Raw genomic sequence first — 25362 nt, forward strand, 5'->3', positions numbered from 1 at the left:
GTGTGCGCGAGCAGTACCGGCACTGGCAACGGATTCCGACCCGGTGGGCGGACAACGACGTCTACGGCCACGTGAACAACGTCGTCCACTACGCGTTCATGGACACGGTGATCAACACGTGGCTGATCGGCGCCGGGCTGGACATCCAGGCCGGGCAGCAGATTGGGCTCTGCGTGGAGTCCCACTGCAACTACCGCGCCTCGGTGTCGTTCCCGGAGGCGCTCGACGCCGGGCTGCGGGTGGGGCACCTCGGCAGGTCGAGCGTGCGCTACGAGATCGGGTTCTTCTTCGAGGGACGCGAGGACGTCGTGGCGGATGGCCACTTCGTGCACGTGTTCGTGGACCGCGAGACCCGCAAACCGGTGGAGATCCCCGCGAACCTGCGCACGGCGATGGAAGGTCTGGTGGTGGCGTGAAGACGCGAGGCGCGGTGCTGACCGGAGTCGGCGGGCCGCTCGAGATCGTGGACCTCGAACTCGACCCGCCCGGTCCCGGTGAACTGCTGGTGCGCGTGCACGCCACCGGTCTGTGCCACTCGGACCTGTCCGTGATCGACGGCTCGCGCATCCGGCCGTTGCCCATGGTGCTCGGCCACGAGGCCGCGGGCGAGGTCGTGCAGGCCGGCCCGAACGCCGAGTTCGAGGCAGGCGACCACGTCGTGCTGTCGTTCGTGCCCGCGTGCGGTGCCTGCCGCCGGTGCGCGTCGGGCCGCCAGGCGTTGTGCGAGCCCGGTGCCGCAGCGAACCGCGACGGCACGCTGCTCAGCGGTCAGCGCCGCTGGACCCTCCCGGACGGCACGCGTCCGCACCACCACCTCGGTGTGTCCGGGTTCGCCGAGTACACGGTGATCTCCGGCCGGTCGGCCACCCGAGTTCCGGAGGACCTGCCGTTCGACGTCGCCGCGCTGTTCGGCTGCGCCGTGCTGACCGGTGCGGGCGCCGCCTTCTACAGCGCCGAGGTGAGGCCGGGGGAGAAGGTCGCGGTGTTCGGTCTCGGCGGTGTCGGCCTGGCGGCGGTGCTCGCGGCCGTGACGGCGGGCGCGACGCAGGTCGTGGCGGTGGACGTGGTCGAACACAAGCGCAAGCTGGCACTCACGCTCGGCGCGACGCACGAGGCCGCGGGTGGCCCGGACGTCGTCGCGCATGTCCGGGATCTGACCGGTGGCGGCGCGGACAAGGTCATCGACACGACCGGTGTGGCGGCGGTGCTAGAACAGGCCTACGCCGCAACGGCCGTCGGCGGCACCACCGTCACCGTCGGCCTGCCGCACCCCGACCGCACCGTGTCGCTGCCCGCGCTGAACCTGGTCGCCGAGGAACGCACGCTCAAGGGCAGCTACCTCGGCTCCTGCGTGCCCCGCCGTGACGTGCCGCGGTTCGTGGATCTCTACCGCGCGGGACGGCTGCCCGTCGACGGCCTGCTGTCCGGGCGGCTGGGGCTGCACGAGATCAACGACGGGTTCGCGAAGCTCGCCTCCGGAGAGGCCGTCCGACAGGTCGTCGTCATGCGGTGATGCCCGATTCGGTCCGTCCGGGCACGAATCGGGCAGGACAGTTCCGGTGTCAGCTGTTGACCACCGAGGGCTGTCTGCGCCACGGTGGGAGCGCTCTCATGTTCGTCGCTGTCCGCAACGGGGCGGGTGGCGATCCCTGTACGGACAAGGAGAAGAGCATGCGCTTCACCATGCCAAGAATCGTGCCCGCGCTGGCACTCGTGCTGGTCGGATCCACTTTCACCGTGCCTGCCCAGGCGTCGGAGAAGGAGATGTCACCCGGCCTGCTCACCGCGATGAGCTCGGCGTTCGGGCTGACCGAGGCCCAGGCGCGGCTGCGTCTGGCGAAAGAACAACGCGCGTCGGTCATCGCGCCGCGCGCCGAAAGCGAGGCCGGTGCCGCACTCGCCGGCAGCTGGTTCGACGAGGCGAAGAACCGCCTGGTCGTGGCCGTGACGGACCGGACAGCCGCACGCAAGGTCGAGGCCACCGGTGCCGAAGCCGTGGTCGTCGGTCGTTCGGCCGGGTCGATGACGGCGCAGAAGAACCGCCTCGACGCCCTGTCCGCATCCGGTTCGGTGCCGTCCGCCGTCGCGAGCTGGCACCCCGACCCGCGCACCGGAACCGTCGTGGTGAACGTGGAGGCGGGCAAGCAGACCGCCGAGGTGGCCTCGTTCCTGGACAAGGCACGTCAGCTCGGCTCCATCACCGTGCGCACCGATGGTGTGCAGCAGCCGCAGCCGTTCGCGGCCGGCACGGTCGGCGGCGACCCGTACTACACCGGCAACGTCCGCTGCTCCATCGGTTTCTCGGTGCACGGCGGCTACGTGACGGCGGGCCACTGCGGCGGGAACGGCGCGGCCGTCTACGGCTGGGACCGCTCCTACCAGGGCAACTTCGCCGGATCCTCCTTCCCCGGCAACGACTACGCGTGGGTGCGCATCGGCGGCGGCTGGTGGACCGTGCCCGTCGTGCTCGGCTGGGGCCGCGTTCCCGACGCGCTGGTGCGCGGTTCGTGGGAGGCACCGGTCGGCACGTCGGTCTGCCGCTCGGGTTCGACGACCCAGTGGCACTGCGGCGTGATCCAGAGCCGCAACGAGACGATCCGTTACGCGCAGGGCGACGTGCACCAGATGGCGGGCACGAGCGTCTGCGCCCAGGGTGGCGACTCCGGTGGTTCGTTCATCACCGGTGACCAGGCCCAGGGCGTCACGTCCGGCGGCTACGGCAACTGCACCAGCGGCGGTCGCACGTGGTTCCAGCCGATCAACGAGATCCTCAACGTCTACGGCTTGAGGCTGCACACCGCCTGATGAGAACTCCCGGCTGTCCACCGCGTGAAGCGGTGGACAGCCGGTTTCAGCGTGCGTTGACGTGCAGCGCCAGGGCGGTCCCGGCGCCGAGCGTCGTCGTGAACCGACCGGAGGAGTCGATGGTCACGCGGACGCAGCCGTTCTCCTGGACGTTGCAGTAGCTCCCGGCGGGCAGCGCGGTCTGGAACGTGCGGGTCACCGCGAACGTCTCGCGGTTGATCGCGACGAAACCCTTGCTGCCGCGGCCGAACGCGATCAGGTCGAACCCGTTGTCCTGCCAGTTGTTCACGTCGGTGCCCGCGACGGTGTTGCGGAACGCGACCATGTTCGCGACCTGAGTCCAGGCGTGCTGGCACTTCCAGCCGCTGTAACAGACGGAGTTTCCAGGTGGACCGGCGTCCTTGTCGCTGAACTCGTAACCCGAATACACCTGTGGCGCACCGTAGTTCCACGCCAGCATGAAGACGTTCGCCAGCGTGTAGGTCGAGCCGTCCTTGTACGTCAAGGTGGAGTTGTTGCGCTCGGTGTCCCAGTTGTCGACGAAGGGCCGTGCCTGACCGCTGGGCAAGAAGCCCCACGGCTGCCCGAACGTCCTCAGGTAGGCCAGGTTCTCGTTCTGGAAGATCCGCTTGAGGTCGTAGGCGTAACGGAACTCGTCCACGTCACCCGACCCCGTGTACTCGCCGGGCTGCACGGCCTCGCCCGCGCCGTAGATCACCTCGTGCACCCAGAACACGTTGGGGTTGCTCAGCTTGCCCTTGATCGCGGCGAGATCGCTCGCGGCCATGTGCTTGGCCGCGTCGATGCGGAACCCGTCGACGCCCATCGAGATCAACCGGTTCAGGTACGCGGCGATCGCCCCGCGCACGTACTCGCTGCCGGTGTCCAGATCGGACAGACCGACGAGCTCGCAGTTCTGGACGTTGTAGCGGTCCTGGTAGTTGCTGATCGGCGAGCGGCACGGGTGGAAGTCCCAGTCGCTGTACACGCCGGGGTAGTTGTACTTGGAATAGCCGGTGCCGCCGGTGCCCGTGCCCGATCCGGCGCTCATGTGGTTGATCACCGCGTCGGCGATGACCTGCACACCCGCGTTGTGGCAGGTGCCGACCATGTTCCGGAAGGCGTTCTCGTCGCCGAGCCGCCCGGCGATCCGGTAGCTGACGGGCTGGTAGCTGGTCCACCACTGCGGACCCTGGACGTGCTCGGTCGCGGGCGAGACCTCGACGTAGCCGTAGCCCTTGGGGCCGAGAACGTTCGTGCATTCCGCCGCCACGCGGGCGAACGGCCATTGGAACAGGGTGACGGTGACGTCCTTGGCGCCCGGTGGCGCCGCAAGACTTTGCACCGGTGCGGACAGTCCGACGATCAGCAGCACCGCGAGAAGGGTGCGCGAAGCCGAGGAAACCACGTTGTCTCCTTGCTGCAGGGGTTCACTGAAGGTCGTAGCACCCGCAGGCACATCCGGCAAAGCGTTGCAAGAACTTTCTGGAGTAATTCGGCCTAGTGCGCAGGTTTGTCTCGTGCGCGGCGGGCGAGCCGCGTCGCCTGTGCCGAACTCGGCGGCCACGCCCGCCGCTGCGGCCTTGGCCCGCGTGTCGTCACAGTTCGGTTTTGCCTAAGGGACCATCAAGCCTTGCCCAAATGAGATGCGGACTCCGTCGTACGGTCCCTAACCTCGACCCATGAGGCTTGTGCTCTGGCTCACACTCGCGGGCGTGTTCGCGCTCAGCGGTGACCACGCGCTCGCGGCCGTCCTGGTGATGCTGCTCCTCGGCTGCGCTACCGACCGCGTGCGCTGAACCGTCCAGCTCCGGCTGCACGGTTCGATTCATGCTGGCCGGTGAGACCCGCCCGACCGACACGAACACTGGACAGGCCGGGCGAAGAAGGCTAGATCTGCCCGGTGCGAGTCGTGGTTGTCTCCGGGGGCGATCCCGGTCATGTGGTGCCGGCCATCGCGTTGTGCCTGCGGTTCACGGAGGCCGGCGACACCCCGGTCCTGCTGACCGGGGAACGCTGGGTCGACCCCGCGATCGCCGAGGGGATCGCGGCCTCGCGCGTGCCCGGCCTGTCGCTGGACGACCTGAAGGACGTGCCGGATCTCGGGCGGGCGCTGCACGACCAGGCCGCGACGCTGGCGTTGGCGCTCGCCCCCCAACTTGCCGCGCTGGAACCGGATCTGGTGGTGTGCGACGTCCTCGCGCTGGGTGCGAGCATGGCCGCCGAACTGGCCGGCGTGCCGTGGGTGCAGCTGTCGCCGCATCCGCTCTACGAACCGTCGAGGTGGCTGCCGCCGATGGGCAGCGGGCTGGCGGCCGGCACCGGCGTGCGCGGGAAGCTGCGTGACTCGGTGCTGCGGGCGCTGACGGCCAGGTCGCTGAGGCAGGGTGAACGCCAGCGTGCCGTTGTGCGGCAACGGATCGGGCTCGACGCCCAGGGGACGGGACCGGCGGCGCGGTTGATCGCGACGTTGCCCGCGCTGGAGGTGCCGCGGCCGGACTGGCCGCGCGACGCGCACGTCGTGGGGCCGCTGCTGTGGGAGGCGAGCAAGGAGACGCTGAACCCGCCGCCGGGTGACGCTCCGCTGGTGATGATCGCCCCCTCGACGGCGTGGACCGGGACGCGGGGCATGGCGGAGATGACGCTGGAAGCGTTGCAGGGCAAGGGTGTGCGGGCCGTAGTGTCGACGTTCGCGCCCACGCCGGCCGATCTGCCGTCGTGGGCGCGGTCGGGGCCGGGTGATCAGGACGCGCTGCTGCGCCAGGCCGCGGTGCTGGTGTGCGGCGGCGGGCACGGGATGCTGGTCAAGGCGTTGCGGGCCGCCGTCCCCGTCGTGGTGGTGCCCGGCGGCGGTGACCAGTGGGAGATGGCGTGCCGGGTCGCACGGCAGGGGAGCGGGCTCGTCGTGCGACCGTCCACCGTGGAGGGGCTGGGGGGCGCCGTGTCGCGGGTCCTGGGCGACCCGGGCTTCGCCGCCGCGGCGGCCCAGGCAGCGGCGACGATCGACGATGTTCGAGATCCTGTGGAGGTATGTCGGACTGCGTTGAGTCTTGCGCGTTGAGAGCGCTCCCACTTCAATGGGCCCATGCGCGTGTCAATGACGATGCTCGTGGTGGCGGTGTTGACGATCTCGACGGCAGGGCCGGCGGTGGCACGGCAGGACCGCGCGGCGGCACCTGACCCGTACCCCTCGGTGGGTGCGGGCACGAACTTCCTCGACCACGCCGGGCTGTTGGGGAACGTCCCGGAGCCGGCCTGGTACGAGGCGAACGTCCCGTTCGTCGACCTCCCGGACCGGGAGATCCGTGACACCTACTACTACCGCTGGCGCACCTACCGCGAGGCGCTCAAGTACACCGGCCCGAAGGACGGCTGGATCGTCTCCGAGTTCCTCGGCCCGGTCGGCTACTCGGCCCCGAACGGCGGCATCGTCGCGGCGGCGGGCCACCACGTCTACGAGGGCCGCTGGCTGCGCGACCACCGCTACCTGGACGACTACGTCGACTACTGGCTGCGCGGCTCCGGCGCCGGTCCGAAGCCCGCGACCGACTTCCTCAACGAGAACACCACCGACTGGGCCCACCAGTACTCGTTCTGGGCCGCCGACGCCGTGGCGGCACGCGCCGCGGTCGACGGCCGCTCCCGGTTCGCCACCGACCGGCTGCCCGAGCTCGTGCGGCAGTGGCAGCGCTGGTCACCGCAGTTCGACCAGGACCTTGGGCTCTACTGGCAGACGCCGGTCTGGGACGCGATGGAGTACACGGCCAGCTCGTACCAGAGCCCCGATCCGTACCACGGTGGTGACGGCTTCCGGCCGACCCTCAACGCCTACCAGTACGGCGACGCGCGGGCCATCGCGCAGCTGTTCAGGGCGCGCGGAGACGCCGCGGGCGCGCGCCCGTTCGACCAGGCCGCGGACGCGTTGCGGGCCAACCAGGAGCGGTGGCTCTGGGACGACGCGGGCAAGTTCTACAAGCACGTCATGCGCGACGACAACCCCGGCCGCACGAAGCTCGCCGACCGCGAGGCGATCGGCTTCGTGCCGTGGTACTTCCACATGCCGCCCGCGGCGAACAGTGCGGCGTGGGCGCAACTGACCGACCCGCAGGGGTTCGCGGCGCCGTACGGACCGACCACCGCCGAGCGCCGCAGCCCGTGGTTCATGCGGGACGCGCTGAACGGCTGTTGCCGCTGGAACGGCCCCAGCTGGCCGTTCGCGACCAGCCAGACCCTGACCGCGCTGGCGAACCTGCTGATCGACTACCCGGCGCAGTCCTACGTCGACCGCGACGACTACCTCGCGGTACTGCGCGGCTATGCGTTGACACAGCGCAAGAACGGCGAACCCTACGTCGCCGAGGCGCACCACCCCGACGAGAACCGCTGGCTGTACGACGGCAAGGGCCACAGCGAGGACTACAACCACTCGACGTTCAACGACAACGTGCTGTCCGGCCTGCTCGGCATCCGGCCGCAGCTCGGGACCGCGGTGTCGATCGCGCCGCTGGTCCCGGACTCCTGGGACCACTTCGCCGCCGAGAACGTGCCGTACCACGGGCACAACCTGACCGTGCTGTGGGACAGGGACGGCAGCCGCTACGGCAAGGGCGCGGGCCTGCGGGTCTGGCTCGACGGCAGGCTCAAGCACACCCAGGCAGGCCTGGCGCCGGTGCGCCTGACGATCCCGGCACGGACCTCGGCGGACGTCCCGGAGCTCGTCGACGACTTCGCGAACGTCAGCCGCGCCCGGTTCCCCGCCGCCCGCGCGTCCCACAGCTACAGCGCCGACCCGCCTGCCAAGGCGATCGACGGCCAGGACTTCCACCTCGACGTGCCCGGCACGCGCTGGACGTCGTACGGCAGCCCGAACTCCGCGGACTGGCTGGAGGTCGACCTCGGCGCGCCGGCACCGATCTCGGATCTGCGCGTCGTGTTCTACGACGACGGCGGGGGAGTGCGCGTGCCGACGACCTTCGACCTGCAGTACTGGGACGGCCAGTGGCGGGACATCCCCGGCCAGCGAAGAACTCCCGCGCAACCGGTGGCACGTCAGCTGAACCGCGTCCTGGTGGAACCGGCGGTGACCACCAGCCGGGTGCGGATCCTGCCGCGCCGTGCGGACGGCGGAGCCGTCGGCATCACGTCGTTCTCGTCGTGGCGGTCGCCGGTGCGAGGGCTGCGGGCCTCCATCCCGGACGATCTCGCGGTCCGCGCCGGAGCGGTCGAGACGACCACGACCTTGCAGGCACAGCAACCGTTGCGCGGTGTCCGGGCGACGCTCGCCGTACCGCCGGGGTGGACGGCGGTGCCACTGTCGTCGGCCTACGCCGCACAGCTCGGGACGGGCCGGCGTCTCGTCACCCGGTGGCGCGTCACCCCTGCCGGCCTGGGACTGGGTGAACGGGCGCCGATCCGTTTGCTGGCAACGGCATCCGGCGACAGCGGTGTCACGTCGGCACTGAGCTCCGCGCAGACCGTCTTCGATCCCGCCGCCTACTCCACCGTCGTCTGGGACGACACGTTCGACTCCGGCCTGGCTGCTTACCGAGTGGACGGCCCGTTCGGCGAGCCGCCGCCGGCGTTGCAGGTCGGGGACGGCGTGCTGACCGCCAGTGCCACTGGTCGCGCGGGCTCGGTGCTGGCCGCGCCGGTGACCGGTGATGTGCGGGGGACCGCCGTTGTCGTCGAGCCTCGGTCGTTCGCGGGCTCGGCGCCCGAGGACAGCCTGTTCCTCGGCCAGTCCGCCGGGAACCGCGACTTCGCCCTGGCCTGGTTCAACAACGCGGGCAAGGCTTCCGGCGTGGACGTGACCGTGGCGGGCGTTCGCCGCGGTGACGAGGCCACCGGCGGCTGCTGCGCGACCCTGACCTGGGCACCGGGCGACCGGCTCGCCGTGGTGGTCGAGAACGGTCAGCTGACCAGCTGGCAGGAGCACGCGGGCCGGTGGACGCTGCTGCGCTCCGCGCCGATCGGGTCCGTAGTGGATCCCTCGGTCGTCGCGGGATGGGCACCGGCTCTCGGACTGAGGCTGGACGCGGGCGCGCTGAAGATCGACCGCTTCACCGTGCGCACCAAGGCCTAACCGCAGACGCGCTCGACCAGGACCTGCCAGCTGGTGGTCAGGTTGTGCACCACGGCTTCCGGGTCGGGCGCGTCCTCGTCCTGGGTCCGCAGGTAGAGCAGGATCGGCCCTTCCAGCGCCGCCACGAGCTGCAACGCGAGGGTGCCGCTGGCGGCGTCGTCCGGACACGCCTCGGTGAGCAGCATGTGGACGTGGAACAGCGAAGGGCTGTCCCCGGCGGGCACGGGCCGGCCGGGGTCCAGGGACGCGCGCGCCAGGACCGTGTGCTCGACGAGGAACTCGAGCCGGGCCCGCCCGAACGCGACCAGCCGCTCGGCCGCCGGCGCCCCAGGCCCCAGCGGCGGCGGCCCGGTCATCACCCGTTCCTGGAAGAGCTTCTCCTCCTCGTCCAGCAACGTGTGGAAGATGCCCGCACGGGTGCGGAAGCGCCGGAACACCGTGCCCTTGCCGAGTCCGGCCCGTTCGGCGAGGCCGTCCATCGTGACCTTGTCCGCGCCCAGTTCCGCGACCATCTCCCGGGCGACCTCGATCAGGTGGGCACGGTTGCGCGCGGCATCGGCCCGTTCCTCGCGAGGACGGCCCAACGGCAGCGCGACTGGTTCCACGGCCAGAACGCTACCCGTCGATCTCCGCTCAGCCGTGGAAGGAAACCGCTCGGCAGCGAGGTCAAGGGACCTCGAGTGTTGCGAGCCGTTGCCTGATCTCGGCCTTCAGCACCTTGCCCACCTTGGACCGCGGCAGGTCGGGCCAGATCTCCACCTGCTTGGGCGCCTTCACGCCACCCAGTTGCTCCTTCACGAACGCGATCAGCGCGGCCGGGTCGGCGTGTCCGGCGGCACGCAGCTGCACGACCGCCGTCACCCGCTCGCCCCACTTCTCGTCGGGCAGCCCGACCACCGCGCTGTCCTGGACCGCCGGGTGCGCCCGCAACGCCTGCTCGACCTCGGCCGAGTAGACGTTGAACCCGCCGGTGATGATCATGTCCTTGGCGCGGTCGACGATGAACAGGTAGTTGTCGGCGTCGAGGTACCCGATGTCACCGGTGTGGTGCCAGCCGTGCGTGCTCACCTCGGCCGTGGCCGCCGGGTTCTCGTGGTACCCGGCCATCACCAGCGGGCCACGCACGACGATCTCGCCGCGTTCGCCGGCGGGCAGCAATGCGCCGTCCGCGGCCATGATCGCCACCTGGGTCAGCGGTGTCGGCCTGCCCGCTGACGACAACCGCTCGTGCGCGATCGAGCCGTCGGGCAGGAAGTGGTCCGCGGGGGCCAGCGTGGCGATCATGTTCGGCGCCTCGGTCTGCCCGAACAGCTGCCCCATCACGGGCCCGATCCGGTGCAGCGCCTCGGTCAGCCGTACCGGGGACATCGGTGCCGCCCCGTACCAGAGGCATTGCAGCGAACCGAGTTCCGTCGAGTCCAGCGCGGGGTGGTCGAGCAGGCCGTAGATCACCGTCGGCGGCAGGAACGCGTGCGTGATCCGGTGGTGCTCGATCAGCCGCAGGAACTCGCCGAGGTCCGGCGCCGGCATGATCACCGTCTCGCCGCCCAGCGACATGATCGGGAACGTGAGCACGCCCGCCGAGTGCGTGAGCGGGGCGAGCGCCAGGTACCGCGGCCGACCGCTGAACGGGTAGCTCATCAGGGTCAGCGCGGTCGCGGTCTCCATGTTGTGCCCGGTCAGCCGCACGCCCTTGGGCCGCCCGGTCGTGCCACCGGTGCCCGCCAGCATGCAGAGTTCGTCGTCGGCCACGGTCACCGGTTCCGGCTCGCGTCCGAAGCGCGAGAGCCAGTCGGTGAACGTCACCGCGCCCTCCACCTCGCCGTCCAGGCACACCAGCGTGGTCAGCGCGGGCAGGTCGCCCCGGATGCGGTCGACCAGCGGAGCGAACTTCGCCTGGAAGAACAGGCAGCGGCACCCGAACAGGTCGAGCAGCTCGCGGTTCTCCGCCGCCTCGTTGCGGGGGTTGACCGGGCACCACACCGCCCCGGCCCGCGAGATGCCGAACACGCAGGTGAGTGCCAGCGGGTCGTTGGCCGACAGCACCGCGACCCGGTCGCCCGGCCCGATTCCACTGCCCTGCAGCGCTCCCGCGATGGCGCGGGAGCGCTGCTGGACCTCGGCGTAGCTCTGCGAGGAGCCGTCGATGGTCAGACAGGGGGCGTCGCCTCCGAGCGACGCCCCCTTGTCCAGGTAGTCGCAGAGCTGCATCAGCGGTGCACTTCGAGGATCGGGTCGAGCACCAGGCCGAACGACCGCAGCGCGCCCAGCAGCTCCCGGTGCCCGAACGCCTGACAGGCCGACGCGAACCCGGTCCGGCGCGGCGCGTCCTGCAACAGGTGCACGGCGGCGTGCACGTTCAGCAACGCCGTCTGCTTGTAGTTGCAGTTGCCGTGGATCACGCAGTGCGCGCGGCCCAGCGGCCCCGAGGCGTGCACGGAGTCGAGCGAGATGTTGATCCGCGGGTTCTCGCGCGGCGGCATCTCACTGCGCACCTGCGCGGAGAACGCGTCGACGATCTCGTACTTCTCCGCGTCCGACTTGCCCTCCATCTGCTCCAGCGCCGCCGCGACGATCTGCGGTACACCGAGCATCAACGGCCGGTTGAACACACCGCCGAGCGCCCGCACCGACGCGACGCGCGGGTCCCTCTTGAACCACACCGGATGCGCGGTGCCGCCCCACGGCAGTGCCAGGCCCAGTTCGTGCTGGCCGGGCACGACGAGCTCGTAGAGACCCGCGTCGGCGGGCCATTCCACGTACTCGTTCTGCTCCAGGAAGTACGCCTTCGAGAACGCCGCGTTCGTGAGGATGGTGTTGGTGGAAGCGACGGTGGGGTACCCCTTCCAGAACACCCCGATGTCCAAAGTGTCCAGTCCGGGCTGCTCCAGGCAGATCTGCGCGGCGATCTCGCCGACCGTGTACATCTGCGCGATGCCGGGGGAGATCAGCAGGCCCTGCTTGGCGAACTCGGCGCCGTACCGCGCTTCGGCGTCGATCATCCAGTCCTGCTCGCCGTTGGTGTCGGTGTAGTGCGCGCCGACGTTCAGGCTCGCCCGCACCGCTTCGTGGCCGTAGCGGGAGAAGGGGCCGACGGTGTTGAGCACGACCTTGGCGCCGGTGAACGCCTCGGTCAGCGCCTCCTCGGTGTGCTCGACCTCCACGACGTCGTAGGAGACCGTGTCGATGCCGGGCACGGCGTCGACGGCTTCCTTGACCCTCTTGCCATCGCGGCCGGCGGCGAGGAACGGGATGCCGTACTCACGCAGGTACTCGCAGATCAGGCGACCGGTGTAGCCGGAGGCTCCGTAGACGACGACAGGCTTGTCGGTAGGCATGGTCACATCCCCATTCCGCCATCGACCGGGAGACCCGCCCCGGTGATGAACTTCGAAGCGTCCGAAGCGAGGAACACCACGGCGTCGGCCATGTCGTCGACCTGCCCGAGCCGGCCGAGCGGCGTGAGCTCCACGACCGCACCGACGGCGGCCTCGACCGAGGGGAAGAGGCCCAGCTGGGCGCAGTCGACGGCCAGCTGGTTGCCCATCGCGGTGGGCGTGAGGCCGGGGTAGATGCAGTTGACCCGCACGCCGTAGCCGAGCTTGCCGGACTCCGCGGCCGCGACCCTGGTCAGGCGGTCGATCGCGGACTTGGTCGCCGAGTAGACGCTGATGCCGGGGAAGGCGATGGTCGCCGCGACGGACGCGATGCTGATGATCGAGCCGCCGTTGCCCGCGGCACCTCCCGGACGCATGGCGCGCAGGCCGTGCTTCATGCCGAGCGCGGTGCCCAGCACGTTCACGTCCAGCATTTTGCGGACGTCGGCGGAGTCGAGTTCGGTGATCAGGCTGGTGATCTCGATGCCCGCGTTGTTCACGAGGATGTCGAGGCCGCCGATCACGTCGACGGCCGTGGCCACCGCTGAGGCCCAGCTCGCGTCGTCGGTGACGTCCAGCGCCACGAACTCCGCCGTCGCTCCCGAGTCACGCAACGCCTGTGCGGTCTGCTTGCCCTCGTCCTCCAGGATGTCGCCGATCAGAACCGACGCCCCGGCCGCCGCGAGAGCCTGCGCCATGCCGGCGCCCAGCCCTCGTGCGCCGCCTGTGACCAGCGCTTTCCGTCCGCTCAGCTGATAACTCGTCATTGAGTCGCCTCCTCGGTGAGATGGCCCACACACTAGCCATTCCTTGACAGTCGTCAAGTTTTTCTTTGACGACTGTCCAAGATTTTTTGGACGAATGGTCAAGGTTTGTCTCGGTGAGCGATAGGATCCGGGGGTGACAGAGGTCGCTTCGCGCAAGCAGGACCGGATCGCCCGCCGGCAGGTCGACAAGTTCGACGCCCGGCGGACGGAGCTCGCCGTGGCGACGCTGCACACGCTCGCCGAGCTGGGCTACGCCCGCACGAGCCTGCGGGAGATCGCGCAGAACTCCGAGTTCTCCCACGGGGTCCTGCACTACTACTTCGCGGACAAGCGCGACCTGATCACCGAGGCGGTCCGCCAGTACGAGGTCGTCTGCGTGACGCGCTACGACGAGGTCGTGGCCACGTCGACGACGGCGGAGCAGTTGCGCGCCGAGTTCGTGGCGATGTTCTTCGACACCCTCGGCCAGGACGCGCCGCTGCACCGCCTCTGGTACGACCTGCGCAACCAGAGCCTGTTCGACGAGTCGTTCCGCGCCGACGTGCTGGAGATCGACGGCCACCGCGAGGACATGGTGTGGCGGGTCGTCAGCCGCTACGCCGAACTGCTCGGTGGCACGCCCTCGGCGTTGCCGGGCACCACCTACGTGACGCTCGACGGCATCTTCCAGCGGGCGCTGCTGCACCATTTCACCGGAAACGCCGGCACCGTCGCGCAGTTGCGCAGTGAGCTGCCCGCCGTGATCGACCTGCTGGTGACCAAGGCCGAATAGCGGCCGTATCGCGGGCATATCAAAAACCGCATACGGACCGGCAACGCCATGTCTTCTTGACTGGGAGGCATGGCAACAGGCATCACGATTTACGGGTGCGAGCCGGACGAGGCCGTCCTGTTCCGGAGAATGGCACCCCGCTGCGGCGTGACGCCGACCATCACCGAGTCGGCGGTGTCCGAGGCCAATGCCGAACTGGCCCGCGGAAACCAGTGCGTCAGCGTCGGTCACAAAACCCGCGTAACCGATTTCACCCTTCTGGCGCTCGGTCGCGTGGGCGTCCGGTACATCTCCACCAGGAGTGTCGGCTTCGACCACATCGACGTGGAGTACGCCGAGAGCCTGGGCATCACCGTCGGGAACATCGCCTACTCGCCCGACAGCGTCGCCGACTTCACGGTGATGTTGATGCTGATGGCCGTGCGTGACGTGAGATCCGTCCTCCGGCGCGCTGACCAGCACGACTACCGCTTGAACGCGGTGCGCGGCAGGGAGTTGCGCGACCTGACGATCGGCGTGATCGGCACCGGGCGCATCGGCGTGGCGGTGCTGGACCGGCTGCGCGGCTTCGGCTGCGGCGTGCTGGCCCACGACAGCCGGCCCCGCAACTCGGCCGACTACGTGCCGCTGGACGAACTGCTGCGGGTGAGCGACATCGTCACGCTGCACACCCCGCTGAACCCGGGAACACATCACCTCCTCGACCGCGACCGAATCGCGCTGATGAAACCCGGCGCGATCGTCATCAACACCGGACGTGGCCCGATCATCGACACCAAGGCCCTGGTCGAGGCATTGGAAAGCGGCAGTCTCGGCGGCGCGGCACTGGACGTCGTCGAAGGTGAGGAAGGAATCTTCTACACCGACTGCCGCGAAATCGACATCGACAGCGAGGCGCTGCTGCGACTGCGGAGAATGCCGAACGTGCTGATCACTCCGCACACCGCCTATTACACGGACCACGCCCTGAGCGACACCGTCGAAAACAGTCTCATCAACTGCCTGAGCTTTGTGAACGGGGGAATGCAGTGACCAGGGTGAAGATCGGAATCATCTTCGGCGGGACGTTCGAGGAGCATCCCGTCTCGGTGAAGTCCGCGGGGGAGGTCGCACGGAGCCTCGACCTCGCGAAGTACGACCCGTTCTGGATCAAGATCACGCGCGGCGGCGACTGGAAGCTCTGCGCGGGCCCGGACGCGGAGGACGGCCGCCCGGTCGTGCTCTCACCCGACGGCCTGCTCGTCCTGGGCGACGGGCGGTTCGAGGCGCTGGGCCTGGATGTCGTGTTCCCCGTGCTGCACGGCAGGCTGGGGGAGGACGGCGCGGTGCAGGGCCTGCTGGAGGTGACGGGCATCCCCTACATCGGGTGTGACGTCCAAAGTTCCGCGCTGTGCATGGACAAGTCGCTCACCTACGTCGTCGCGCGAAGCGCAGGAGTCGCGACGCCGACGTTCTGGACCGGTACGCCGGACTCGCCGGCCTATCCGGTCTTCGTCAAACCGGCCCGCTCCGGATCGTCGTTCGGCGTCACCAAGGTGTCCACCGAGGACGAGCTGCAGGTCGCGCTGGAGGTCGCCCGGCAGTACGACTCCAAGGTCGTGATCGAGGAGGCCGTGCCGGGCAGCGAGATCGGCTGTTCGATCCTGGGCGCGGGGGACGACCTGGTCGTCGGCGAGCTGGACCGGGTCGCGCTGACCCACGGCTTCTTCCGGATCCACCAGGAGAGCACTCCCGAGACCGGTTCGGAGAACTCGACGTTCATCGTGCCCGCGGACATCCCGGCGGAGTCGCGCGCTCTCGTCCAGGAGACGGCGAAGGTCGTCTACCGCGCGCTGGGCTGCTCGGGCCTCGCCCGGGTGGACATGTTCCTGACACCGAACGGGAAGGTGGTCCTCAACGAGGTCAACACGATGCCCGGCCTCACCTCCTACAGCCGTTACCCGAGGATGATGGCGGCTGCGGGACTGTCGCTCGGCGACGTGATCGACCGCCTGGTGTCGCTGGCGCTGACGGGAAAACTCCAGTGAACGCCGGCTTCGTCTTCGTGGACGTGCCCGGAATCCGCTGGGACGCCAAGTACGCCACGTGGGACAACTTCACCGGCAAGCCCGTCGACGGTTACCTGGTCAACCGGATCGTCGGCACGAAGGCGCTGGTCGCGGCCCTGACGATGGCGCACGAGAAGGCCGAGTCGCTCGGTTTCGGCCTGCTGCTGTGGGACGGCTATCGCCCGCAACGCGCCGTCGACTGCTTCCTGCGCTGGGCCGAGCAGCCCGAGGACGGCCGGACCAAGGCCCGGTACCACCCGCGCATCACCAGGGCCGAGATGTTCGAACACGGTTATGTGGCCACGAAGTCGGGCCACAGCCGCGGCAGCACCGTCGACCTCACGCTCTACCACCTCGACACCGGTGAGCTCGCCTCGATGGGCGGCGGTCACGACCTGATGGACCCGATCTCGCACCACGGTGCGGCGGTCGGTGAGGTCGAAACGGCCAACCGGCAGCACCTCTGCTCGATCATGGAGGCCTGCGGGTTCCGCCGCTACGACAGCGAGTGGTGGCACTACACGCTGATCGACGAGCCCTATCCGGACACCTACTTCGACTTCCCGATCGGTTAGTGGCGTGACCCGGTACGTCGGCGCGGTAATCCGGCAACGTTCCGGGCCACACCACTAGAGCATCGGTGGCATCAGCCGATAGCTCTCGGCGTAGTAGTCGTCGGTGCGCCTGCGGTAGCTCTCGTGGTCGTCCGGGTCGTACTCCGGCGCGTTCTTGATCTGCTCCTTCGTGCGGTCGACGTGGACCTTGCGTTCCGCGTGGTCCACGTGCCGCACGGTGCCGACCGGGAGCACGACCTTGCGGCCGAAGATCCACGGCCCGGTGTCGACCATCAGGCAGTCGTGCGGCACCTTGGCGTTGTCCTCGTCGATCTTGCCGATACCACCGTCGGTGGCCTCGACGTCGTAGCCGATCAGGCCGGTGTCGGGGCGATCCGCGAGGTCCTGGTCGCGGTCCGGCTCACCGGTCCACGACGGATCGCGCCACACCCAGGGGAGGAACGGAACGGGTTGCATGCGGGCCTCCTTCGGTCCGCCATGGGGTACCCCGTTACGCCCGGTCGAGGAACTTCTTCATCATGCCGATCTGCGCGGTGCGGGACTTGTCGATCCGGTCCGCGAGGTCCTTCACCTCCGGGTTGGCACCACTGCCGGTCTCCCACCGTGCCATCTGCACGGCGTCGTCCTGGTGGGCGATCATGACGTTGAGCAGGCGCTGGTCGAACTCCGCACCGCGCAACGCGGTCAGCCTCGCGACCTCCTCGGGATCGGACTGCCGCATGCCGCCGTGACCCGTGTGCGAGTCCGGCGGTGCCGTCAGCGGTTCACCCCACGACGTCAGCCAGCCCTTCATCGTCTCGGCCTCGGTCGCCTGCGTCTGTGCGATCGCGGCCGCCAGCATGCGCAGTTCCTCGTTCTGCGCCCGGTCCCGCGCGAGGGCGACCATCTCCACTCCCTGCTGGTGATGGGGCAGCATCATCTGCAGGAACATCACGTCCAGCGGATCGCCGCGCAACACGGCGTCCGGCTGCGTGGCCGCGCAGCCGGACACCACGAAGGCGAGCGCCAGCAAGAAGAACCGCATCAGAGGCGTCGCCACAGGGCGGGCGTGGCCGGCGGTTCCCAGCCGGAGATGGCGGTGTGCGCGAGCTGGCACTCGTAGTTCACACCGTTGTAGGTGACGCGGTTGCCGACCGAGTAGGTCGTGCCCGCGGCCCATGTTCCGCCCACCGGCGGCTGCGTCGTGGTGGTCGTGGTCACCGGCGGCCGGGTTGTCGTGGTGGTCGTCGGCGGGGTGGTGGTGCCGCCGCCGAAGTCGACGTCCGAGCACGTGTAGAACGCCTCGTTGCTGCCGACCACGCGCTGCCAGATCGAGTAGATGATGTGGCGGCCCGAGCGGTTCGGGATGTTCAGCGTCCAGTTCGTGAACGTGCTGGGGTTCTGGCCGTTGAACGTCTGGATGTGCACGAGGTCAGACCAGCGCAGCGGCTGCGTCGGGCTCCAGCCGTCCCTGGTGATGTAGAACTCGAAGTTGCTGTTCGAGTGGGGTGCCGACGCGTGGTAGGTCACGGTCAGCGGCCCTGGCGAGACCCGCTTGGCGGGCCAGTCGGCGCGTTGCAGGTCGAGACCGCGGTACTTGTCGCGACCCGCGCTGCAGAGCTTGCCGTCCGGGATGAGCTGGCGGTGGCGCCCGCCGGCCTCGAGCAGCGAGACCTCGTTCCAGTCGTAGTACGCCTGCGTGCCACCGGCGGCCACGGCCGCCTTGCACGCGTCGGACTTCGGGGTCTCCGGACCCTCGTTCTTGCACGTGTAGACCCGGCTGGCCGGATCGGACATCGTGCCGTGGGCGATCGCGGGCGTCGTGGGGACGATGAACGCGACGACGACCGCCGTGGTGGCGGAGAGGCTCGCTAGGGCAAGCCGGGTACGTGTCTTCACAACGCCTCCTGGCAGGCGGAGGTGGCGAACACTTCCGCGAGGGAGGTGGTTCGCGTGACGGGTCGGCGGCCCTGGTTCACGAGTGTAAACAATTGGTTGAACCAGTTGCTTGGGCCGATCGGACGAATCGACCTTCGTGCCGGGGGGCGACGGCAACGGCCGTCGCCGGCTCGCGGTAGGTCAGTCCTTGCTGTCGCGGAAGATGACCCAGCGCATCACGCTGTACATGAACGCGGCCTCGCACGCGCCGGCGACGATCCGGGACAGGTGGTACTGCAGGCCGATCTCGGTCAGCGCGCTGCCGACGCCGAGGATGAACGCCAGGTAGTTGATCGCGATCGCGACGGCGTACAGGCCCGCCTGCGGTCCGACCGGCGCGTGCGAGCGGAAGTTCAGTGCCCGGTTGAGCACGAAGCTCAGGCCGAACGCGAGCACGTAGGCGATCGTGAACGCGAGCGGCACCGGCAGGCCGAGACCGCTGCGGAACGCGGTGAGCAGCAGCAGGTCGATGCCGAACGTGAACCCGTTGATCAGGGCGAACCCGAGGAGGCTCGGCGCCACGACGCGGGACAGGCCGAAGGGCAGCCGCCTCACCACGACTTCCATCAGGTCGTGGAACCTCGTGCCGAGGTCTTTGTCGTTCATCGTGGGCGTCCCGCCGGTCATGGTCACGACAGTGCCACGACGCAGAGGGACGAACCCGGCGAAACGCCTGATGATCGACAGGCCGTCCACAGGAGTTCAGCGGGCGTTCAGGTGGTTGAACCGCCGCCAGCGCGTGGGGCTCATCCCGTGCAGCTTGCCGAACGTCCGCGCGAAGTAGCCCGCGTCCGAGAAGCCCACCTGCCGCCCGATGTCGCCGACCGGCAGGTCCGTGACGGCCAGCAGCCGCCGCGCCTGGACCATCCGGCGCTCGGTGATCCACTCCTGCACCGTGCGGCCGGTCCGCCTGCGCACCGTCGAGGTCAGATGGCCGGGGGAGATGCTGACCGCGGCGGCGACCTCGCGCAGCGACAACGGTTCCGGGTAGCGCCGTTCGATCACGTCGAACACCTCGGCCAGCAGTGGCTCGGCGTTCTCGCGCAGGTCGCCGACGACGTCCGCGGCGAGCCTCGACACCGCGACCAGCAGCAGCGTCAGATGCGCCGAGACGGCCTCGCGGTAGCCGTCGCGGCGGTGCCGCAGTTCGTCGTGCAGCGTCTCGATGCGAGCGGTCCACTCGGCGTGCTGGTCCTGGGGGACCTTGAGCCGCAACGCGCCGGTGGCGCCGCCGTGGACGAACGGGAACAGCAGCGGGTGCGTGCGCCACGCCAGGTGTGCGCCGGGAGCCTCGGGGCCGAGTGCGTCGGCGGTGAAGAAGACGCTCCAGCCGCGGGCGCCGAGGAGATCGTCGCTGCGGGCCTGGCCCATCACGTCGCCGGGCGCGATGACGAACAGGTCGCCGGCCTCCACCTGCCTGACGTGCCGGCCGTGGCGGACCACGCCGCCCGCGGCGGGGAAGTAGGCGATGCCGGGGAAGTCGTGGGAGTGGGCCTCGTGCGCGCCGTCGAAGTCCGCGCCGTGCCCGAGCGGGACGACCGCCACGGACAGCTCACCGGGAACCGGCTGCCAGGCGTACCGCGCGGGCTCGTCGCCCTTCAGGGGCGTTCGCTGGGTTCGCACCGTCAAATCGTCCCATTCAAACCGTGGATCGGCACAGAAATACTGCCCTGACCGCAGTCAGAATCGAAGCATGACCGAAGTATCGTCCCAGGAGCGGGACTACCTGCCGGGAATGGGCAAGCACTACCTGCTGCCCCTCTACGAAGTGGTGCACCTGGTCTCCGGGCTCGCCGGCGTGCACGACGAGATGGTCGCGGCGGCCGGGCTGCGCGGCGGGCAGCGCGTGCTGGACGTCGGCTGCGGCACCGGAAACCTGTTGCGGACCACCGGAAAGCGCCATCGGGACGTCGAACTGTTCGGCGTGGACCCCGACCTGAAGATGCTGGCGCGGGCGGAGCGCAAACTGCGCCGCGCAGGGCTGCGGGCGAGGCTGGACAAGGGGTTCGCGCAGGAGCTGGCGTTCCCGGACGCCTCGTTCGACGCCGTCTTCTCCAGCCTGATGCTGCACCACCTCGACACCGCGTCGAAGGACGAGATGCTCGCCGAGGTCCGGCGCGTGCTGCGGCCCGGCGGCGTGCTGGTGCTCGCCGACGCCGTGTTCCACGACCACGGGCCGACGAAGGACCACCTGCGCGACAACGTCGGCGACGCCGTGCCGAAGCGGATCGCCGAGGCCGGGTTCACCACCGAGCCGACCAGGAGACGGAAGCTGCGGATGTTCGGCGCGGTCGGAATCGAGGTCGCGAGAGTCCACTAGGGACAGATCCATTGTCGACCGATTGACTGTGCACGATGTTTCTTTGCTACCAGCAGTTCCAACAGATTGCGAACTTGCCGGTCGCCGTCGTGGGAGCGTGTTCTCCCATCTAGGCTGCGCGCCGTGACAGATGCGACGGGAAGTCTGGTGGCGCAGCGCTACCGGCTCGTTCAGGTGATCGGCACCGGCGGCATGGGCCGGGTGTGGCTCGGCCGTGACGAGGTCATCGGCCGTGAGGTGGCCATCAAGGAACTACTGCTGCCCGCCGGGCTCGACGCGCAGCAGCGGGCGTTGCTGTGCCAGCGCGCCATGCGTGAGGCGCGGCTCGCCGGCCAGCTCAACCACCCCGGCATCGTCACCGTGCACGACGTGGTCGAGTACCACGGCACCCCGATGATCGTGATGGAGTTCGTCCGCGGCGGGTCGCTGTCCGACGCCATCCGGTCGCAGGGCGCGCTGCCCCCGGACCAGGTCGCCTACCTCGCCACGTCGATGCTGAGCGCGTTGCGGGTGGCGCACCAGGCCGGGATCGTGCACCGCGATCTCAAGCCCGCCAACGTGTTGCTGTCCGGCGACCGGGTCGTGATCACCGACTTCGGCATCGCCAGGCTCACCGGCGACGTCCCGCTGACCACCGACGGTTCCATCGTCGGCACGCCCGCGTACATGGCGCCCGAGCAGGGCACCGGCGCGGCGATCACCCCGGCGACGGACATGTGGTCGCTCGGCGCGACCCTCTACGCCGCCGTCGAGGGCAGACCGCCGTACCAGGGCCAGGACTTCATGACGACCCTGTCGATGCTGCTCACCTAGGAGCCGCCGCCCCCGCAACGCGCCGGGCACCTCACGACGCTGCTCGGTGCGCTGCTGCGCAAGAACCCCGCCGACCGCGCCACCGTCGACCAGGCTCTCGCGCTGCTCGCCGGCGTGCCGGTCGTGCTGCCCGCCCCGGCGAAGTCCGGCGTCAGCAGGCGCACGGCGCTGCTGGCCGGCGTCGGCGTGGTCGTGGCGGCCGGCGGCGGCACCGCGTGGTGGCTCGGTACCAGGAAGACCGGCGGTGAGGGGGCCCAGCTGCCGTCCACCGGCGACAACAGGGCGGCCTCGGACAAGGAGGGCGGCTCCGAGCAGTCGACGACCTCATCGGTGACCGAGCCGGGACGGCCCGAGGAGTTCACCGAGCACGTCCAGCTGGTCGACCACAAGGCATCGGTGTCGTCGGTCGCGTGGAGCCCGGACGGCAGGATCCTCGCCAGCGCCGAGGACGGCCTGGGAGCCGGAGGTGCCGTCGTCCGCATCTGGGACACCACGACGAACAAGCTCATCGGCACCGTGCAGAACCCGGACGGCCCCGGCGGCGCGTCGGCCTGCGCGGTCGCGATCAGCCCGGACGGCAAGATCCTCGCGGCGGGCGGCAACCGCACCGGCGGCTTCACCACGTACCTGTGGAACATCGCCGACCGCTCGATGATCGGCGGTCTGGACGACAGCCGTTCCATCATGAAGACCCTGCGCTTCCACCCGGACGGCAGGACGCTCGTCGGCATCACCCACACCGGCCGCCTGCTGGTCTGGGACGTGGCGACGCGCAAGGTCAAGATCGGCCTGACCGAGGCCCAGGGTAGCAGCGAGCTGTCGTTCAGCCCGGACGGGAAGCTGCTGGCCTACGCGGGCACCAAGTACCAGGAGATCAAGATCGTCGACCCCGCCACGGGCAGGACGGTCAAGACCATCAACGACTCGACCGGCGACGGTGGCTCGTTCTCGCCCGACGGCAGGAGCCTGGCGGTCGTCGACGGCGACGGCAAGAACAGCATGCAACTCTGGGACGTGGAGTCCGGCCAGAGCAAGGCGGTGTTCCCGCGCGCCGACGACGGACTCACCATCGCCAGCGCGCTGTTCCACCCGGACGGCAAGACGGTCGCGACCTGGGGACAGGGCAACTTCGTCCAACTGTGGGACGTGGCGTCCAAGAAGGTCCGCGCCACGGTGATCGGTGCGGGCGGCCAGATCCAGACGGTGGCGTTCTCACCCGACGGCAAGCGGATCGCGGCCGGTGGCGACGACAAGTCGGTCCGGATCTGGAAGATCTAGAGCCTGGAGGCACCGTCCTGCAGGTCTGTTCGGTGAGAGCCGTCCGGATCTGGAAGATCTAGCGTCCGGTTCACGTGCTGACCGGCGTGCCTGCGCGGGCGAGGTCCGTCCCGATCAGACAAACTGCACGCCATGCAGGAATGGGCCTTGCTCGCCGTCACGGCCGTGCTGATCATCGTGGCGGTGTCGTACGTCGCGCCCAAACTGGGCGTGGCGGCACCCGTGCTGCTCGTGCTCGTCGGCATGGGCTGCAGTCAGCTGCCGGGAGCGCCGCACCTGTTCGTCGAACCGGAGTGGATCCTGGTGGTCGTGCTGCCGCCGATCCTGTACTCGGCGGCGGTGAACGTGCCGGTGGTCGATTTCAGGCGCAACTTCGCGACCATCGGCGCGCTGTCGGTGCTGCTCGTGGTGGTGTCGGCGTTCGGCACGGGCCTGCTGATCTGGTGGCTGCTGCCGGAGATCGGGTTCGCCGCCGCGCTCGCGCTGGGCGCGGTGATCAGCCCGCCGGACGCGGTCGCCGCCACGTCGATCGGCAAGAAGCTCGGCCTGCCGCCCCGCCTCGTCACGATCCTCGAAGGCGAAGGGCTGGTCAACGACGCGACCGCGCTCGTGCTGCTGCGCACGGCCATCGTCGCGATCACCGCCAGCGTGTCGTTCGGCAGTGCGCTGGGCGACTTCGCCTATGCCGTGTCGGCGGGCGTCGCGGTCGGTGCCGCCGTCGGCATCGTGTCGGTGTGGGCGCGGGCGCGGATCCAGGGCCAGCCGGTGCTCACCACCGCGATCTCCTACGTGGTGCCGTTCCTGGCGTTCATCCCGGCCGAGGAGGTGCACGCGTCCGGCGTGATCGCCGTCGTGGTGGCCGGGCTGATCACCGGCCACCAGAGCGCGCGCCGGTTCACCGCGCACGACCGCATCTCCGAACGCACGAACTGGCGCACGATCCAGCTGTTGCTGGAGAACGGCGTCTTCCTGCTGATGGGCTTCGAGCTCACGTCCGTCATCGGTGCCGTGGCGGACGACGAGATCGCGCGGACGCTCGTGCTCGGCGCGCTCGCTACGGTGGCGCTGGTCGTGCTGCGCGTGGCGTTCACCATCCCGGTGATCGCCCTGCTGCGCCGCCAGCAACGTCGCGCGGACGCGTTCACCGGCAAGCTGGAGTCCTTTGTGGATCGCTTCACCGCGCGAGGCCCCACGCCCGGTGAGGAGAAGCGGTACGACCGCGGAATCCGCATGCTGCAACGCAAGCAGGCCGACGTGGCGTTCTACGCGAGCGAAGGCCTCAGCTGGCGCGGTGGCGCGGTGCTCGCCTGGTCGGGCATGCGCGGCGTGGTGACGGTGGCGGCGGCGCAGACGCTGCCCGAGGACCTGCCGTACCGCTCCGAGCTGATCCTGATCGCCTTCACCGTCGCGATCCTCACGCTCGTCGTGCAGGGCGGCTCGTTGCCGCTGGTGATCAGGTGGCTGGGCATCCGCGGCAACGACCAGGATCATGAACGCCGCGAGTACGCGCGGCTGGCGGGTGAGCTGGTGACGGCGAGCCGGACGTTGCTGGAGAGCTCGACGCTGTGCCGCGAGAACGGGGAGCCGTTCGACGAGCACCTGCTGGAACAGACCCTCGAGCGGATCATCGCGATGAGCGAGGGCATCGAGAAGAAGCTCACCGAGCAGGACCCGGACATGTCGATGCACCAACGTTTCGAGCTGCAGCGGATGATGGCGGACGCCCAGCAGAACGCCCTGCTGGACGCGCGCGCCAGTGGCACCTACGCCTCGCACACCCTGGAGAAGGCCCAGAACTTCGTCGACAGCCAGAGCACCCGGTTCATGTGATCAGAACGGATCGCCGCTGACCCGTGCCTGCACGTCCACGGTGTTGCGCGGCGAGGCCCCGAGCGTCAGCCGCGAGACGATCCGGTACCGGTCGCCGCGGTAGATCGAGTGCACGTACTCGACCTGCCGGCCCTCGGCGTCCGTGGTCAGCCGCTCGAACAGCAAAGCCGGTGCCAGCACGGGAACACCGAGCAGCGAGGCCTCGGAGTCGTTCACCACGGTGGGCTCGATCGACTGCACGGCCTCGGAAACGTGGACACCGTGCTCGCGCAGCCGTTCGTAGAAGTCGCCGGACTCCATGTCGTGCAACGTCAGCGAGGGCGCGACCTGAGCGGGCACGTGCAGGTACTCCAACGCCATCGGCTCGCCGTCGACCAGCCGCAGGCGGGCGATGTAGTGGATGTCGGCGGCGGGGGAGAGGTGCAGGCGGCGGCCCACCCTGGCGCCGGCCGGGATGCGGGCGTGTTCGAGCACGCGGGACGACCACGTGCCGCCGGCCTGCGGCAGGGACATGGATCCCGTGTCGGAGACCATCTCCTGGGTGATCTTGGCGCGCGCCACGAAGGTGCCCCGGCCGTGCTGGCGGACGAGCAGGCCGGTGTTGACCAGTTCCTCGACGGCCGAGCGAATGGTGGGGCGGGAGACCGAGAGCTGCTGGCACAGCACGCGTTCGGCGGGGATGGGGGCGCCCGCCGGATGGGTCTCGATGAGCTCGAGCAGGTAGTCGCGGACGCGCTCGCGCTTCAGGATCGCTTCGGCCATGCCCCTCCGCTTCGTC

Annotated in this window: 24 protein-coding genes; 13 read left to right on the top strand and 11 right to left on the bottom strand. The window is 69.5% G+C overall.

Annotated elements, in window-relative coordinates; genetic code table 11:
• The first annotated feature begins 2 nt into the window (after nt 1–2).
• The 3 genes from BLR21_RS02410 (at nt 3) to BLR21_RS02420 (ending at nt 2805) form a co-directional block, all read left to right on the top strand.
• On the top strand, nt 3–416 hold the full coding sequence (locus BLR21_RS02410) for an acyl-CoA thioesterase (protein ID WP_090003961.1): 414 nt from the start codon (nt 3–5) through the stop codon (nt 414–416).
• Nucleotides 413–1513, top strand: coding sequence for a zinc-binding dehydrogenase (locus BLR21_RS02415; RefSeq protein ID WP_090003962.1), 1101 nt, complete (start codon nt 413–415; stop codon nt 1511–1513). The genes BLR21_RS02410 and BLR21_RS02415 overlap by 4 nt, the downstream gene beginning before the upstream one ends.
• A gap of 98 nt (nt 1514–1611) precedes the next feature.
• Nucleotides 1612–2805, top strand: coding sequence for a S1 family peptidase (locus tag BLR21_RS02420; protein WP_256334395.1), 1194 nt, complete (start codon nt 1612–1614; stop codon nt 2803–2805).
• Nucleotides 2806–2851: 46 nt separating this feature from the next.
• Here BLR21_RS02420 and BLR21_RS02425 read toward each other — a convergent pair whose 3' ends face one another.
• Nucleotides 2852–4213 (bottom strand): alpha-amylase, encoded by a 1362-nt coding sequence (locus BLR21_RS02425; RefSeq protein ID WP_090003963.1) that lies wholly within the window; start codon nt 4211–4213, stop codon nt 2852–2854.
• A 495-nt stretch (nt 4214–4708) separates the two neighbouring features.
• Here BLR21_RS02425 and BLR21_RS02430 point away from each other — a divergent pair, with 495 nt between their 5' ends.
• Together BLR21_RS02430 and BLR21_RS02435 are read left to right on the top strand one after the other, a co-directional pair.
• A complete protein-coding gene (locus BLR21_RS02430) occupies nt 4709–5866 on the top strand; it encodes a glycosyltransferase (protein ID WP_090003964.1) in 1158 nt (385 codons plus the stop codon).
• 24 nt (nt 5867–5890) lie between these two features.
• The gene (locus tag BLR21_RS02435; protein WP_256334396.1) at nt 5891–8887 is read left to right on the top strand and encodes an MGH1-like glycoside hydrolase domain-containing protein; all 2997 of its coding nucleotides are present in this window, start codon (nt 5891–5893) and stop codon (nt 8885–8887) included.
• Here BLR21_RS02435 and BLR21_RS02440 read toward each other — a convergent pair.
• From BLR21_RS02440 to BLR21_RS02455, 4 genes are all read right to left on the bottom strand, one after another.
• A complete protein-coding gene (locus tag BLR21_RS02440) occupies nt 8884–9492 on the bottom strand; it encodes a TetR/AcrR family transcriptional regulator (RefSeq protein ID WP_090003966.1) in 609 nt (202 codons plus the stop codon). The two genes, BLR21_RS02435 and BLR21_RS02440, sit on opposite strands and share 4 nt — an antisense overlap.
• Before the next feature lie 61 nt (nt 9493–9553).
• Nucleotides 9554–11098: an acyl-CoA synthetase gene (locus BLR21_RS02445; RefSeq protein ID WP_090003967.1), complete on the bottom strand. Its 1545-nt coding sequence runs from the start codon at nt 11096–11098 to the stop codon at nt 9554–9556.
• Nucleotides 11098–12225: a DUF5938 domain-containing protein gene (locus BLR21_RS02450; protein ID WP_090003968.1), complete on the bottom strand. Its 1128-nt coding sequence runs from the start codon at nt 12223–12225 to the stop codon at nt 11098–11100. Before BLR21_RS02450 ends, BLR21_RS02445 begins: the two co-directional genes overlap by 1 nt.
• Nucleotides 12226–12227: 2 nt before the next feature.
• Nucleotides 12228–13031 (bottom strand): SDR family NAD(P)-dependent oxidoreductase, encoded by an 804-nt coding sequence (locus tag BLR21_RS02455; RefSeq protein ID WP_090003969.1) that lies wholly within the window; start codon nt 13029–13031, stop codon nt 12228–12230.
• A 133-nt stretch (nt 13032–13164) separates the two neighbouring features.
• Between BLR21_RS02455 and BLR21_RS02460 the strand changes: the two genes are divergently transcribed.
• The 4 genes from BLR21_RS02460 to vanX all read left to right on the top strand — a co-directional run bounded on the left by BLR21_RS02460 (nt 13165) and on the right by vanX (nt 16426).
• The gene (locus BLR21_RS02460) at nt 13165–13803 is read left to right on the top strand and encodes a TetR/AcrR family transcriptional regulator (protein WP_090003970.1); all 639 of its coding nucleotides are present in this window, start codon (nt 13165–13167) and stop codon (nt 13801–13803) included.
• A gap of 69 nt (nt 13804–13872) precedes the next feature.
• Complete coding sequence (locus BLR21_RS02465) at nt 13873–14835, top strand: D-isomer specific 2-hydroxyacid dehydrogenase family protein (protein WP_090003971.1); 963 nt, start codon at nt 13873–13875, stop codon at nt 14833–14835.
• Nucleotides 14832–15830 carry a D-alanine--D-alanine ligase family protein gene (locus BLR21_RS02470; RefSeq protein ID WP_090003972.1) on the top strand — a complete coding sequence of 333 codons (999 nt, stop codon included), beginning with the start codon at nt 14832–14834 and terminating at the stop codon, nt 15828–15830. Before BLR21_RS02465 ends, BLR21_RS02470 begins: the two co-directional genes overlap by 4 nt.
• Complete coding sequence (gene vanX, locus BLR21_RS02475) at nt 15827–16426, top strand: D-Ala-D-Ala dipeptidase VanX (protein ID WP_090003973.1); 600 nt, start codon at nt 15827–15829, stop codon at nt 16424–16426. Before BLR21_RS02470 ends, vanX begins: the two co-directional genes overlap by 4 nt.
• A 54-nt stretch (nt 16427–16480) precedes the next feature.
• Here the strand turns inward: vanX and BLR21_RS02480 are convergent, their stop codons facing one another.
• The 5 genes from BLR21_RS02480 to BLR21_RS02500 all read right to left on the bottom strand — a co-directional run bounded on the left by BLR21_RS02480 (nt 16481) and on the right by BLR21_RS02500 (nt 19966).
• Complete coding sequence (locus tag BLR21_RS02480; protein ID WP_090003974.1) at nt 16481–16882, bottom strand: hypothetical protein; 402 nt, start codon at nt 16880–16882, stop codon at nt 16481–16483.
• Between the two features lie 34 nt (nt 16883–16916).
• Nucleotides 16917–17450, bottom strand: a complete 534-nt coding sequence (locus tag BLR21_RS02485; protein WP_090004460.1) for a DUF305 domain-containing protein — start codon at nt 17448–17450, stop codon at nt 16917–16919.
• Nucleotides 17450–18304: a lytic polysaccharide monooxygenase gene (locus BLR21_RS02490; protein ID WP_256334397.1), complete on the bottom strand. Its 855-nt coding sequence runs from the start codon at nt 18302–18304 to the stop codon at nt 17450–17452. Before BLR21_RS02490 ends, BLR21_RS02485 begins: the two co-directional genes overlap by 1 nt.
• A 180-nt stretch (nt 18305–18484) precedes the next feature.
• Nucleotides 18485–18970: a GtrA family protein gene (locus BLR21_RS02495; protein ID WP_090004462.1), complete on the bottom strand. Its 486-nt coding sequence runs from the start codon at nt 18968–18970 to the stop codon at nt 18485–18487.
• Nucleotides 18971–19045: 75 nt separating this feature from the next.
• On the bottom strand, nt 19046–19966 hold the full coding sequence (locus tag BLR21_RS02500) for an AraC family transcriptional regulator (RefSeq protein WP_176929420.1): 921 nt from the start codon (nt 19964–19966) through the stop codon (nt 19046–19048).
• A 70-nt stretch (nt 19967–20036) separates the two neighbouring features.
• Between BLR21_RS02500 and BLR21_RS02505 the strand changes: the two genes are divergently transcribed.
• From BLR21_RS02505 to BLR21_RS02520, 4 genes are all read left to right on the top strand, one after another.
• Nucleotides 20037–20663 carry a class I SAM-dependent methyltransferase gene (locus BLR21_RS02505; RefSeq protein ID WP_176929421.1) on the top strand — a complete coding sequence of 209 codons (627 nt, stop codon included), beginning with the start codon at nt 20037–20039 and terminating at the stop codon, nt 20661–20663.
• A gap of 123 nt (nt 20664–20786) precedes the next feature.
• Complete coding sequence (locus BLR21_RS02510; RefSeq protein ID WP_143027582.1) at nt 20787–21476, top strand: serine/threonine-protein kinase; 690 nt, start codon at nt 20787–20789, stop codon at nt 21474–21476.
• 114 nt (nt 21477–21590) lie between these two features.
• On the top strand, nt 21591–22754 hold the full coding sequence (locus tag BLR21_RS02515) for a WD40 repeat domain-containing protein (protein WP_143027583.1): 1164 nt from the start codon (nt 21591–21593) through the stop codon (nt 22752–22754).
• 132 nt (nt 22755–22886) lie between these two features.
• Complete coding sequence (locus tag BLR21_RS02520) at nt 22887–24584, top strand: cation:proton antiporter (protein ID WP_090003979.1); 1698 nt, start codon at nt 22887–22889, stop codon at nt 24582–24584.
• Here BLR21_RS02520 and BLR21_RS02525 read toward each other — a convergent pair whose 3' ends face one another.
• Complete coding sequence (locus tag BLR21_RS02525; protein ID WP_090003980.1) at nt 24585–25346, bottom strand: GntR family transcriptional regulator; 762 nt, start codon at nt 25344–25346, stop codon at nt 24585–24587.
• Between the last annotated feature and the right edge of the window lie 16 nt (nt 25347–25362).

Source organism: Lentzea albidocapillata subsp. violacea (assembly GCF_900100275.1).
Taxonomy (GTDB): domain Bacteria; phylum Actinomycetota; class Actinomycetes; order Mycobacteriales; family Pseudonocardiaceae; genus Lentzea; species Lentzea violacea.